This is a genomic window from Rhodoferax sp. (assembly GCF_037143375.1).
In the GTDB taxonomy this organism is placed as follows: domain Bacteria; phylum Pseudomonadota; class Gammaproteobacteria; order Burkholderiales; family Burkholderiaceae_C; genus Rhodoferax.
On sequence record NZ_JBAWYV010000016.1, the window covers coordinates 1 to 12358 of the forward strand.

General features: G+C 55.1%; 13 protein-coding genes. 2 read left to right on the plus strand and 11 right to left on the minus strand.

The genetic code is table 11. The features are described from left to right. Window positions 1-10: 10 nt before the first annotated feature. Window positions 11-634 carry an FMN-binding negative transcriptional regulator gene (locus WCG50_RS04420; protein ID WP_336898408.1) on the plus strand — a complete coding sequence of 208 codons (624 nt, stop codon included), beginning with the start codon at window positions 11-13 and terminating at the stop codon, window positions 632-634. 123 nt (window positions 635-757) lie between these two features. On the opposite strand, the gene WCG50_RS04425 is transcribed toward WCG50_RS04420, so the two are convergent. The 8 genes from WCG50_RS04425 to WCG50_RS04460 all read right to left on the minus strand — a co-directional run bounded on the left by WCG50_RS04425 (window position 758) and on the right by WCG50_RS04460 (window position 7719). After that, the gene (locus WCG50_RS04425; protein ID WP_336898360.1) at window positions 758-1177 is read right to left on the minus strand and encodes a BLUF domain-containing protein; all 420 of its coding nucleotides are present in this window, start codon (window positions 1175-1177) and stop codon (window positions 758-760) included. Window positions 1178-1402: 225 nt separating this feature from the next. Then, window positions 1403-2986: a cytochrome D1 domain-containing protein gene (locus WCG50_RS04430; protein ID WP_336898361.1), complete on the minus strand. Its 1584-nt coding sequence runs from the start codon at window positions 2984-2986 to the stop codon at window positions 1403-1405. After that, window positions 2983-4191, minus strand: a complete 1209-nt coding sequence (gene nirJ / locus WCG50_RS04435) for a heme d1 biosynthesis radical SAM protein NirJ (protein WP_336898362.1) — start codon at window positions 4189-4191, stop codon at window positions 2983-2985. Before nirJ ends, WCG50_RS04430 begins: the two co-directional genes overlap by 4 nt. Window positions 4192-4201: 10 nt before the next feature. Next, window positions 4202-4711, minus strand: coding sequence for an Lrp/AsnC family transcriptional regulator (locus WCG50_RS04440; RefSeq protein WP_336898363.1), 510 nt, complete (start codon window positions 4709-4711; stop codon window positions 4202-4204). Continuing rightward, window positions 4708-5151 (minus strand): Lrp/AsnC family transcriptional regulator, encoded by a 444-nt coding sequence (locus WCG50_RS04445; RefSeq protein WP_336898364.1) that lies wholly within the window; start codon window positions 5149-5151, stop codon window positions 4708-4710. The genes WCG50_RS04440 and WCG50_RS04445 overlap by 4 nt, the downstream gene beginning before the upstream one ends. Further along, a complete protein-coding gene (locus WCG50_RS04450) occupies window positions 5138-6265 on the minus strand; it encodes an Lrp/AsnC family transcriptional regulator (RefSeq protein ID WP_336898365.1) in 1128 nt (375 codons plus the stop codon). The genes WCG50_RS04445 and WCG50_RS04450 overlap by 14 nt, the downstream gene beginning before the upstream one ends. Next, entirely contained in the window at window positions 6171-7355 is a 1185-nt protein-coding gene (locus tag WCG50_RS04455; protein ID WP_336898366.1) for a cytochrome D1 domain-containing protein, read from the minus strand. The genes WCG50_RS04450 and WCG50_RS04455 overlap by 95 nt, the downstream gene beginning before the upstream one ends. Next, window positions 7342-7719 carry a cytochrome c gene (locus WCG50_RS04460; RefSeq protein ID WP_336898367.1) on the minus strand — a complete coding sequence of 126 codons (378 nt, stop codon included), beginning with the start codon at window positions 7717-7719 and terminating at the stop codon, window positions 7342-7344. The genes WCG50_RS04455 and WCG50_RS04460 overlap by 14 nt, the downstream gene beginning before the upstream one ends. Window positions 7720-7938: 219 nt before the next feature. Between WCG50_RS04460 and cobA the strand changes: the two genes are divergently transcribed. After that, window positions 7939-8742 carry a uroporphyrinogen-III C-methyltransferase gene (cobA, locus tag WCG50_RS04465; protein ID WP_336898368.1) on the plus strand — a complete coding sequence of 268 codons (804 nt, stop codon included), beginning with the start codon at window positions 7939-7941 and terminating at the stop codon, window positions 8740-8742. Between the two features lie 91 nt (window positions 8743-8833). Here cobA and WCG50_RS04470 read toward each other — a convergent pair whose 3' ends face one another. From WCG50_RS04470 to WCG50_RS04480, 3 genes are all read right to left on the minus strand, one after another. Next, window positions 8834-9661, minus strand: coding sequence for an ethylbenzene dehydrogenase-related protein (locus WCG50_RS04470; RefSeq protein ID WP_336898369.1), 828 nt, complete (start codon window positions 9659-9661; stop codon window positions 8834-8836). 36 nt (window positions 9662-9697) lie between these two features. Then, complete coding sequence (locus WCG50_RS04475; RefSeq protein WP_336898370.1) at window positions 9698-10282, minus strand: NapC/NirT family cytochrome c; 585 nt, start codon at window positions 10280-10282, stop codon at window positions 9698-9700. A 64-nt stretch (window positions 10283-10346) separates the two neighbouring features. Beyond that, the gene (locus WCG50_RS04480) at window positions 10347-11984 is read right to left on the minus strand and encodes a cytochrome D1 domain-containing protein (RefSeq protein ID WP_336898409.1); all 1638 of its coding nucleotides are present in this window, start codon (window positions 11982-11984) and stop codon (window positions 10347-10349) included. Window positions 11985-12358 lie beyond the last annotated feature (374 nt).

Sequence of the window (12358 nt, forward strand, 5' to 3'; positions counted from 1 at the left end):
AAGGCCCACGATGTACATCCCTGCTCACTTTGCAGAAATCCGCCCCGAGGAATTGCACCGCATCATCCGCGAGTACCCACTGGGGATGCTGGTGAACCACGGAAGTACCGGACTGGATGCCGATCACATTCCGCTGGAATTAGATCCAGATGTTGGTACACATGGCACCCTCATAGGGCATGTGGCCCGCGCTAATACGCTTTGGCAGCGTTGTCCAACAGGCACGCAGGTGATGATCGTGTTTCGCGGGACAGACGCCTATATCTCACCAAACTGGTACCCCAGCAAGCATGAGACGCATCGCCAGGTTCCGACCTGGAATTACGAAGTGGTGCATGCGCACGGCACGATCACCGTACATGATGACGAACGCTTTACCCGCCGCGTTGTTGCACAACTCACACGGCGACACGAGACCACCGAGCCCAAGCCCTGGAAGATGGGGGATTCCGAACCAGAGTTCATCAATAGCATGCTTCGTAACATTGTGGGCATTGAAATCGCCATCACATCGCTGGTTGGAAAGGTCAAGCTCAGCCAAAACAGGGAAGTACGAGATCGACTCAACGCCGCCGACACTCTGGATGCGCGCGGACACACCGCAACCGCCCTGGCCATGCGCAAGGCGGGATAAGCCCTCTGCCGGTCGTGAACGGCGCATTTTGAAGCGGTGCGCTTGGGAAGAAAATACCAACCCATGCCACCAATTTCTTAAAGTGCGGATTACTCACTACCCAAGTTCCTAATGCAAATAGCCCTAATGGCAAGCTCTGAAATTCAGCAGCGCCTCCAAAGCCCGGCTTGGTTTTTCCCAAATGAAAGTCATGTCTACTCCATCGAAGAAATAGTACTCAGACAGGCTTAGTTTTTCATCGTTGATGGCATTTGATCTGCGATAACCCGAGTTCCATCTGGAGAAATTTCGCTCAGGAATAGCTTGCTCATCCCATACCCGCTTGAGGGTATGGCGGCGATCGTCCTTGATGCGCTGCAAGGTATCTTGAACAACATCAGACTCACCTTCGAGTACTTCGATGAAGTCAGTGCCCGACAAAATGACCGCCCCGCTAATCTGATTTTCCCTATTGCGACGGCGACTGGTATTGAAAATACTCGCCAGGCTTTGCTCATTATTTTTAATAAGTGAGCTCTCGAAAATTAGTTGGATTAGAGCCACTTGAACACTCCCGCAAGAAATTGAAATTATTAGTCTCAATTTACGGGATCGTCCGCCCTTTGACTATCCCCCAAATGGGTGATATTGACATGAATCAGGTTTTTTGTGCGCCCAATCGCTGTGCCGCCATTCCAGAAGGCAAAACAAAAATTATATGCAATATAGGGCTGCAGCCCTCGTTTTACATGCGCAAGGAGCTATTATTTATATAGCAATTACACCCACTCAATGACTGGTGCCCTCCGAGCGGGAAATTTTGTTAAACAGGTTGTACTTGCCCACCGGTTTGTCCATCGGTATGCGCTTGAGCTCCTTGAATGTGGTGGCATCAAAAACGATCAAGGCGCCACCGTCGGCCTTGCGCTCCCACAAACTGGCCAGCGCGTACTTTCCGTCGCGGGTGAACTCAATGTGTGCGAGTGTCTTGCCGGGATCAGTCTTGATCTGGGTGACGATTTCAAGCGTACGTTTGTCGATGATCTGTAAGGTGTCTTTGGACTTGCTCATCATCGAATCGGCCCAGGCGTAGGGTGTGTTTTCATGCGAACGCATGAAGAAGCCGGGTCCGGGCGTAGGCAATGATTTGATCGTCTTCCAATCGGTCATGTTGATGATGGTGATCAACCCATCTTTCAGATTCGGCGTCGCCATCACCGTCTTGCCCTGCCAGCCCCAAGTGATGCCAGAACCCAGGTGTGGCATGCCGGGCAGGCTGAGGTCGGCCACTTTTTTGCGCGCATCCAGATTCACCACCTGCCCTTTGCCGGCCTCGCGACTGGTGCCCATCACTTCGTCGTAACTCTGGTTAAAGAAAAAATCATCGAGTGGCTCAGACAAAGTGGTGCGCCGCGGGTTCAAAAACCCGGGAATAAACGCCCCTTCCTTGTACTGAAAATCGTGAATCATGCCCACCGGCACGTCATCGGCCTTGGGGTTGTAGCTGATCTCCCAAACTTCTGGCACGTCCTTCAGGGCTGCGATAAAACTCTGCCGAGGCGAGGCGTCATACACCGCAGACACGCGTGAACCATTTTTGCCGTCCTTGTCTTTCACGGTGTGCACCTTGAGCAAATTCAGGTCGGCATCCAGCAGCACCAGGGTTTGCGGCAAGTAGTTGGCCACCGCCAGGAACTTGCCATCACCCGACACCGCGACGTTGCGGGTGTTGATACCGGCACGAATCTCGGCCACCACCTTCAGGTTCCAGAGGTCGAACTTGCTGACCCAGCCATCGCGCGAGGCAAAGAACACGTAGCGGCCATCGGGGGTAAATTTGGGGCCGCCATGCAAGGCGTAACGACTTGGGAAACGGAAAATAGGTTCCAGCTTGTCGCCATCCAACACCGTGACATGGTGGTCGCCGGTCTCAACCACGATGAACAAATTCATCATGTCCACCCCGTTGAAGGCGGCCACGGGTTTATTTGGCAGACTGCCAGTCGCAAAACTCACGATCCGTGAAGCACGGATATCAGCCTCTGAGAAAACCGGTGGATGCTCGGTCTCAGAGTAGATGTACTTCACCAGTTCGTCAATTTCGGCTTTGCTCAACCGGTCCGCAAAGCCTGCCATTTGGGTCGCTACACGGCCTTCGGTGATAGTTTTGACTGCCTCGGGCTTTCGCAGCCGCGCCAGGCTCTCCGGTAACAGCGCCGGCCCGGTAACGCCCAAGCGATCAGCCCCGTGGCAAGCTACACAGTGAGCCTGGTACAACTGTCTCGCCTCGCCCGGCGCTGACACCGCAGGCGATACAGCACCGACGAGTGCAGCGACCAACAAGAGAACCGCACGTTGCATCCGGATCTTCATTGAGCGGCCTCCCTCGCCTGGCGAATACCAATGTAGGGTTTCATCTGCACCCGCTCGCGCTCGCCCACCAATCCAATTTCTTCATCCGACAAGTAGCAGGCCGGGTCTTCCTGCCAGGCGTCGCCCGTTAACTGCAGCGCCCGCACCCGGGTGTTACCACCGCAGACGTCGAAATAGGTGCAGTCGCCACAACGCCCCTTGATGCTGCGCGGTACCGCTTTGAGTCCGGCCATCAGCGGGTCGGTTGTGTCTTGCCAGATGTCAGAGAAGGCGCGCTCGCGCACATTGCCCAGGTTGTGGTGCCACCAGAAGGTGTCGGGGTGCACATTGCCCAGGTTGTCGATGTTGGCCACATTGACGCCCGACGAGTTGCCACCCCACTGCGCCAGTTTGGCGCGCAAGGCCGCTTCTTTCTCAGGGAAATGGCGGCGCACCCAGTGCAGCAAATAGACGCCATCGGCATCGTTGTTGCCGGTGACAAATTCCTTGTGCACGCCTGTCTCGATGTGCTTCCAGCAGGTGTCAAACAGCAAATCCATCGCGGCTCGAGTGGTGTCAAGAAACGCATCACGCCCCCGGTTGGTGTTGCCTCGCCCGGCGTAGTTGAGGTGCGACAGGTAAAACTTGTCGATGCCTTCGTCGTCCACCAGTTTCAACAAGGCCGGCAAGTCATGTGCGTTGTCCTGCGTGAGCGTGAAGCGCACGCCGATCTTGATACCCGCGTCGCGGCACAACTTGACGCCGTGCAAGGAAGCGTCAAACGCGCCGACCTTGCGCCGGAAGGTATCGTGCGTTTCACGAATACCGTCCAGACTGATGCCGACGTAATCAAACCCAATGGCGGCGATGCGCTCAATGTTGGACTCATCAATCAGCGTGCCGTTGGTAGACAGCCCCACATAGAAACCTTTCTCTTTGGCGCGACGGGCAATGTCATAAATATCCTCGCGCAAGAGGGGCTCCCCGCCCGACAAAATTAGCACCGGCACACCAAAGGCGCGCAAGTCATCCATCACGCCGTAGACCTCCGAGGTATTCAATTCACCGGCAAAATCCTTGTCGGCGGAGATGGAGTAGCAATGTTTGCAGGTCAGGTTGCAGCGCCGGATCAGGTTCCAGATGACCACCGGGCCGGGCGGATTGCGTTTGGGGCCCAACGGGGTGGGCTCGGCGATTTCTCGCATGTATTGGGTAATTCGAAACATGGTTCTTTCTCTATTCGGGCGACTTCTGGCCGGCCAGGCGCAGCCCTGTTTTCTTCAATATTCGGGTGCTGTAGAGCACGGTGTGGCTGCGTGCATGCTCGCCCAAAAAGGCAGCAATTTCAGCGACTTGCTGCTCGACTTCGTGGCGATTCTTGCCATGCACCATGGCAAACAAGTTGTAGGGCCACTGCGGCAAGCGCCGTGGGCGGCAATAACAATGGCTGACAAACTCGAAGCCACCCACGGCTTCGCCCAGTTCGTCCACCAACTCATCGGGCACGTCCCAGACCGACATGCCGTTGGCCTTGTAGCCAATGGCATAGTGGTTGGGCACCACACCCAGGCGACGAATAACGCCCACGGCTTGCAGGCGCCGCATGCGGGCCATGAGGTCTTCAGGGTCTATCTGCAAGCGCTCAGCAATGGCATGGTAGGGCCGCGCCACCAGCGGCAGGCCGCCTTGCGTGGCCACGATGATGGCGCGGTCAAGGGGCTCCAGAGCGTGTAATGGGGTGCTCATGCTTTTAGCTTCAACTCCACAAAATACTCGCGCGACTTGGGAAAGTTGTACACATCACAACCGGTCTCTTGCTCAATCGTGCGGATAACTTCTTCAATCTCATACGGTGTCTCGGTGGCGATGACAAACCACATATTTAATTCGTGTTCGCGTTGGTAGTTGTGAGCCACTTGCGGCAGGGCGTTCACGCATTGCGCCACCCGCTCGAACTGGTCTTCAGGTGCGTGTAAAGCGGCCAGCGTAAAAGCGCCGCCCATGCGCTCTATCTGGTAGAGCGGGCCGACGCGGGTCAGCACCCCGTCATTTAACAAACGAGCCAGTCGTTCGATTAATTCATCCTCTTGCAGCCCGAGGCGCTGCGCAGCTTCCAGATAGGGGCGCTCACAAATAGCAAGACCACCATGCAGGCCGTTGATGATGTCGCGGTCAATCTGATCCACAAGCCAACTCCAATAAAGCATCATCATTCACGGGGGCGACGTAGCGCGCACCGCATTGCTTGAAACGCCTGCAACTGAACAATATCTCGTGCCGGTAGGCCGCTAATCCACAGGACTGCGCCAGGATCGCAATGCGCTGTTCCACATCGGCCCGGTCTTTGCCATGAATCATGCAAAAAAGGTTGTAGGGCCAGTGCGGCAATACACGGGGACGCCGGTAACACAGGCTGACCCGCTGGGAGGCTGCCACACACTGCCCCACCGCGCTGACCAACGCATCGGGCACGTTCCACACCACCATCGCATTGGCGGTGAAGCCCAGTTCATGGTGGCGCACCACCACACCAAAGCGCTTGATAACCCCGGTGGCCGTCCAGCGCGTGAGCAACGCCAAGGCATCTGCCTCGGCCCAGCCCAGGGTTGCGAAGGGTTGCGAGACCAAGGGCAAGCCCTTCTGCAAGACCGCCATCAAGGCACGCTCGGACGCACTCAATTCAACTGCAGCTACTTCTTGTGGGGCAGCACTGTGCGATTGAAAATGATGGGGTGTAGCCGGGGCCAGCGAGAACCCCAAATCAATGTGAAACTGTTCCAGCAAGGGCAAAACAAGTACCGGGCCACAGCCGCACGCGGCCTCAATGTCTTGAAACAAGGCCGCCAGTTTTTCTGCTGTCGACGTGGTCGCGACAAACCAGAGATTGAAATCATGCTCGCGCTGGTAGTTGTGATTGACCTCGCAATAGGAACTCACCCGCGCCGCCACTTCTTCCAGCCGATCCCCCGGCACGGCCAGTGCGGCCAGCGCGCTCACCCCCACCACATTGGGCCGAAACACAGCGCCGATTCGGCTCACGAGCCCGCGTTTTTGCAGGGACTTCAAGTGGGCCAGCACCGTCGCTTCATCCACGCTCAATCGCCGCGCCAATTCGGCAAACGGATGCGCCACCAGCGGAAAGTCGCGCTGGTAGTCGTTCAACAATTTGAATTCAAGTTCACTCAGCGTATCACCCATGGCGGCCTCAGAATCCGGTACGCGCAGCGCGGTGGGTGAAGAAAATACCACTGGGCGATTCAGCAGGCAGCACAGCGCGTTGCGCAAAACTAGCGGTGTCATACACCACCACACGGTTGTCGTCCCGCGCTGAAATCCAGACCGACTCGCCGCGCGGCGTGAACTCCATGTGCAACACGGCTTTGCCAGGGGCCAGTTGTTTCACCACGGCACGTTGCTCTACATCGATCACGTCCACGTTGGCATTGTCCGGAAAAGCAAAGTTCACCCACACCTGCCGACCATCCGGGCGGGCAATTACAAACACCGGCTGGCCCGCGACCTTGATGCGACCGGCTTCGAGCCAGGTTTGCATGTCAAGCACCAGCACTTCATGGCGGCCAATGGCGGGAACATAGGCATAGCGCCCCGCCACCGCCCAGCCGCGCAGATGCGGCATTTTAAAAACCGGCAGTTTTTCTTCCCCTTTGCCGTAGCCATTCAAAATGCGACGGGCGCCCTGTTCCGGGTGCCACAAGTCGACCAGCGCCATGCCGTCTTCGCCAAACAGGCCCGCCAAGTAGTAGCGTCCATCCGGGGTGATCAGGCCGTCATAGGGTTGGTTACCGATGTTTTTAAACTTCTGGATGGCGGGCTTTGCCGGGTTGGAAAAATCACCGACCCAAATTTCACCAGCCTCGAACAGGCTCCAGACAAAGCGGTTGCCCGGCGCGTCAGCCAGACCCACCACCTTGGCGCGCAAGCCTGCATCGCCATAGCCGGAAGGAACATCCGCCACCAGTTCCAGGGTCTCGGCTGAAAACACCTTGACGCCACCAGGCGTGTAGTTTTGGGCGGCGATCAGTTTGCCGTCCTGTGAGATGGCGCCGCCAATGCTGTTGCCCGCCTGCATCACCCTTAGTGCGATGACACCGCGCAGCAAGTCAACCTTGGTCAAGCCGCCATCACGCCCAAACACATAGGCGTAGCGCCCATCACGCGAATAAACCAGCGAGGCGTGCGACAAATCGCCCAGCCCCTTGACGCTGGAAAGACTGACGAGTTGACTGGTGTCCACAATTTGCACACTGCCAGTAGCGCGTTCAATCACCACGCCCAAGTCACCGGTACCGCGCAGTACGGGCGCCGCACAACCCGCCAGCAAGAGCGTGGCGGCGGCGATCAGCAGCGCCTGAAATTTATTGGTAAACACCCGGAAATCCTTTTTTTAAATTAACGACGATCCACTCAGCGTCAGCCTCACTCAAAAATCGCTTCCAGGGGGGCATTGCGGCAGGGGCCAGACCGTACAAAATAGCGGCTTTGAGGTACTCCGGCGCTTTGTCCTTGAGCGCCTCAGGCAACAAGGGAGAACCCAAGCCGCCTTTGAGCGTCAACCCATGGCACGAGCCACAATCCTGGCGCACCAGTTGAACCAGTTCGGCTTGTCGTTTTTTGTCAATTGTCAAAGCACCAGCGTCGGTCACTGCATCTGTCTCAGATGTGGCATAGGCCGACATCGAACAGCATAGCAACAAGGCTTTAAAACCCATGAATAAAGTGGTACGTAAATGCATCTTTCTCAAGTGAATCAGGGGGAATGAAAGAGGAAATTATCCGGCTTTCAGGCTTTTATATCGAGCGATTTCCCTGAATTACTCGGGTTTCTACTGAGGGCTTAAGACAGTTTAAGAATAGAAGGTCCGAAGGCACAAATGTTGTCATTTCCAGCGAAAGAAAACAGCATAATTTGGCACTAACTGCAGTGACAACCCCTAAAAATAGCTGGAAATATCGTGAATCATCAAGTGCCTCAAAAGCCTGAAACTGGCATGGTCTATCTGGTCGGCGCTGGCCCGGGCGACCCAGAATTATTGACACTCAAAGCAGCCCGCCTGCTGCAACAAGCCGATGTTGTGGTTTATGACAATCTGGTGAGCGCAGGCGTCATCAGTATGATCCCCGCTGAGGTTGAAAAAATCTACGTGGGCAAGCAAACCAACCGCCACACCCTGCCCCAGGACGAAATCAATCTGCTCTTGGTGAAGCTGGCCCGGGAAGGAAAAAATGTGGTGCGACTCAAAGGTGGCGATCCATTTATTTTTGGACGAGGCGGCGAAGAACTTGAAATTCTGGCGGACCAGGGCATTGCGTTTGAAGTGGTGCCCGGCATCACGGCGGCCAGTGGCATTTCTTGCTACGCCGGCATACCCCTGACGCACCGGGATCATGCCCAATCGTGCGTCTTCACCACCGGCCACCTCAAAGACGGCACGCTGGACCTGGACTGGCAGACGCTATCCCGGCCCAACCAGACAGTGGTGATCTACATGGGTTTGGGCGCGCTGACCGAGATTTGCCGCCAACTGATCCAGCACAATATGGCCGCTTCGACCCCTGTGGCCATCATTGAAAAAGGCACTACACCCGCGCAACGCGTGTTTGCAGGCACGCTAGGAACGCTGCCTGAGCTGGTGAAAGAGGCGGGACTTCAGTCACCGTCTCTCATCATCGTGGGCCATGTGGTGGGACTCCACACGCGCCTGAACTGGTTCACGGGCACCGCGTCGATACAGACCGACCACCACCCGAAAGTTTAAGCCAAATCAGCCTCTAGCCTAAGTGCTACTTGCGCAAGTAGCTCCTGATTAAATAGCACAGAGAACGCTACGTTCTCTGCACCAGTTTGCATTACTGCTTGACGGCTTTCACGTCACCGGCAGCACCAATGCCCAGGGTGTAACCGAGAGACACGTGGTGGAAGCGGCCCGTAGCATGGTCACCATGGATAGCGAGACCAAAGGGAATGGTCTTGCCTTCGCCAGGGTTCTTGCGGGTGAAGGTCACGGTGTAAATATCGCCAGCCTTGGCGCCTTCAGCTTTGGCACCCAAGGTACCGCCGTCCATCTTGCGCTCGGTCGTCACTTTGCCGTCACCGACCTTGGCGCCCTTGGCACTGCGCCACTGCATCAACTCATAAGAGCCGTCTTTGGTGTACTTGGTCTTCTTTTCATCAGCACCGGGCATGGTGCGTGCATCAATGTGGCAAGCAGCCCAGCAACCGACCTGCTCAGCTTGCGTCACTTTGGAGTCCGGGAACATCACGGTGGCCTTGACTTCATTGTCTTTGTCGCCCTTGTCTGCACCGCCTGCAGGCGCCTTGAAGGTCAAACGGATGTAGAGATTGGCGGCATCGTAGGACGCCTGCACCGCCACGGGGTAAATCATGGTGGCAGGAGCACCTTTAGGCTCCAACTCTTTGTCTGCCAGGCGTTTGAAATTGAAATTTAAAGTGCCTTTTTCTTCATGGCAACCGACGCAGGTTTCGCCTTTTTTGAGGCCCGCTGTGCCGCTGTGGTCAGATTTCTTGCCGACCCATTCGATCGGTGTCACACCGGGGTGAAACACACTGACGTCGCGCTTGGGGACCTTGGTCCAGTCGGGTGCAGCGAAGGCAAACTGGGTGCCCATGGTCAATAGCGTTCCGAGAACGAGCGTTGAAATAGTTGTTTTTTTCATTTGAAATAGTCCTTTAATTAGTATGAGGCTGAGCAATTACTCTTCGTCTTCCTTCATGCCCTTGGGCTTCTGGTGAGCGATACCTTTGTGGCAATCGATGCAGGTTTTTTTCTCATCCTGAGCGATCTTGTGCATCTTGGCGCCGCGCAGTTTTTGGCGTTCCGTGTCCATGCTGTCAAAGCTATGGCAGTTGCGGCATTCGCGGGAATCGCTGGCCTTCATGCGGGCCCATTCGTTTTCAGCCAGACGCAGACGGTTGGCTTCAAACTTTTCCTTGGTGTCAATGGTTCCAACAATCTTGCCCCACACTTCGCCACTTGCCTTGATCTTTCGCATCATCTTGTGCGACCAATCCTTGGGCACATGGCAATCCGAACAGACAGCACGGACACCGGTGCGGTTGGTGTAGTGAATGGTTTTCTTGTATTCCACATAGACGTTGTCACGCATCTCGTGGCAAGAAATGCAGAAATCCAGTGTATTGGTCGCCTCCATCGCGGTATTGAAACCACCCCAGAAAAGAATACCTGACAAGAACCCAACCGATAGCAAAGCTACCAGCGAGTACTTGGTACTGGGTTTTCTCAGTAGGGCCATGAAGCCCGCAATTTTTGACGCCATTAATTCTCTCCAAACTTCATAAAAACGCTGACCTGAGGCGTTCACCCCAGGTCAGATTTGCCGATCAATAAATGTCGTGCTGGGTGTTGTAAACGTTGAACTTGCCAGTGGGTGTGATCATCTTCGGATCAGTAATCACTTTCTTCAAGGTCATGGTCTTGTCGTCATACACCACGATGGCCGACTGGTCGGTCTTGCCGCCCCACAGAGAGATCCAGACTTCTGTACCGTCGGCACTGAACTCAGGGTGAACCGCACGGCGGGTGGCCTTGGTTTCAACCAAACCGGAGTCCTTGAACACATTGATCGTCTTCACGGGTTTGGACAGGTCCGACAGGTTCCAGATAGAAACCGTTTCAGCCAGTTCCTTGTCTGAATTTTGGGGCGAGTCAGCCCACAGGTGCTTGGACGTTGGGTGGGTCTTGACGAACAAGTTGCCGGGAACGTGCTTGACTTCCTGAACCACTTTCCAGTTGAAGCCTTTGTACTTCGCGTACTTGGCATCTTCAGAAGGCGTGCTGATGAGGGTTAGCACGTCAGCACCAAGGTGACCGGTGGCCCAGACCGGACCAAAGGTAGGGTGCACAAAGTTGGCACCACGGCCAGGGTGTGGCAGTTTCGCGACGTCAATCAGGGCGGCCAGTTTTCCGGCTTTCAAATCGACTGCAGCAATCTTGTTGGACGCATTGGCGGCCACCAGGAAATAACGTTTGGTGGCATCAAAACCACCGTCATGCAAGAACTTGGCAGAGCCAATGGTGGTGGTTTTCAGATTATCAATATCCGAATAATCCACTAACAGAATCTGGCCAGTTTCCTTGATGTTGACCACCCACTCAGGCTTGACTTCAGAGGCACTGATGGAAGCTACGCGTGGCTCTGGGTGGTACTCACCATCAACCGTCATGCCACGGGTGCTCACCACTTTGCGTGGCTTGAGCGTGTCGCCGTCCATGATGACGTACTGTGGAGGCCAGTAAGAACCAGCGATAGCGTACAGATCCTCAAAGCCCTTGAACTTGGACGTATCCACCGAGCGGGCATCAAAGCCGATCTTGACCTCAGCCACGACACCTGGTTTTTCCATCCAGAGATCGATCAGGGACAAACGGCCATCGCGACCGATCACGTACACATAGCGGCCCGATTTGGACATACGGGAAATGTGCACGGCATACCCAGTTTTAATGATGCTGCGAATTTCTTTGGTATCGCCATCAATCAGAGCAACCTCACCTGCGTCACGCAGAGTCACCGAGAACATGTTCTTCAGGTTGAACTTATTCATTTGCTTGGTAGGACGGTCCTTCACAGCAACCATGACCTTCCAGGAATCCATCGTGTCCTTGAAGCTGTACTCAGGGGGTACATCCGGTGTGTTCTGGATGTATTTCGCCATCAGGGACAACTCTTCCTTGGTCAGGATGTCGTCAAAGTTGACCATGCCGCCGTCGGTACCGTAACCAATGATCTTCTCCAGACGTGACTGTCCCAACGTAAGCGTACCGCCTTCGGTCTTCTTGCCATCCTTATCGGTCTTGGACCAATGGGGTTCCAGGTTCTTGCCGGTAGCGCCTTTGCGCAACACACCATGACAACCAGCGCAACGCTCGAAATAAATCTTTTTGGCGGCATCTTTTTCGACGGCCGTCATGGTCGGGGCCACAGGAGCCGTGTCTTGCGCAACGGCATGAATGGACATGCCGGACAAAAGTACGACTGCCGCAATGCTGGTGAGACGTGGAATCTTCATGTTTTGTACTCTGTTATGTATCGCAGCCAAATCACCTACTGGGTGAACATCATTGCTCGTCGATGGCTGCAACTATTCGATTCGAGCGACCGAATTGTCTAACCGGGTACCTGCACTTGTCCTTAACTTAACTTAAGGGCGGAAGAAAGATCGCTGCCTCCGCAAATTTCAAACATCAATGCCAATTGATATTTCGCAAAAAGTCACATTTCCCCCTTCAAACCTAATGCAGATTAAGTTGATTTTTAATTCGTATTCCTAGAATATGTGAGTTATCCGCCGACCGCGAATTGCGTGGCATTAACTTAACCAAACAGGAGAAG

Excerpts from the sequence above, each read along its gene's own strand:
- WCG50_RS04420 (WP_336898408.1), top strand. The coding sequence starts at position 11 with ATGTACATCCCTGCTCACTTTGCAGAAATCCGCCCCGAGGAATTGCAC.
- WCG50_RS04430 (WP_336898361.1), bottom strand. The coding sequence starts at position 2,986 with ATGAAGATCCGGATGCAACGTGCGGTTCTCTTGTTGGTCGCTGCACTC.
- nirJ (WP_336898362.1), bottom strand. The coding sequence starts at position 4,191 with ATGTTTCGAATTACCCAATACATGCGAGAAATCGCCGAGCCCACCCCG.
- WCG50_RS04440 (WP_336898363.1), bottom strand. The coding sequence starts at position 4,711 with ATGAGCACCCCATTACACGCTCTGGAGCCCCTTGACCGCGCCATCATC.
- WCG50_RS04450 (WP_336898365.1), bottom strand. The coding sequence starts at position 6,265 with ATGACACCGCTAGTTTTGCGCAACGCGCTGTGCTGCCTGCTGAATCGC.
- WCG50_RS04460 (WP_336898367.1), bottom strand. The coding sequence starts at position 7,719 with ATGCATTTACGTACCACTTTATTCATGGGTTTTAAAGCCTTGTTGCTA.
- WCG50_RS04470 (WP_336898369.1), bottom strand. The coding sequence starts at position 9,661 with ATGAAAAAAACAACTATTTCAACGCTCGTTCTCGGAACGCTATTGACC.
- WCG50_RS04475 (WP_336898370.1), bottom strand. The coding sequence starts at position 10,282 with ATGGCGTCAAAAATTGCGGGCTTCATGGCCCTACTGAGAAAACCCAGT.
- WCG50_RS04480 (WP_336898409.1), bottom strand. The coding sequence starts at position 11,984 with ATGTCCATTCATGCCGTTGCGCAAGACACGGCTCCTGTGGCCCCGACC.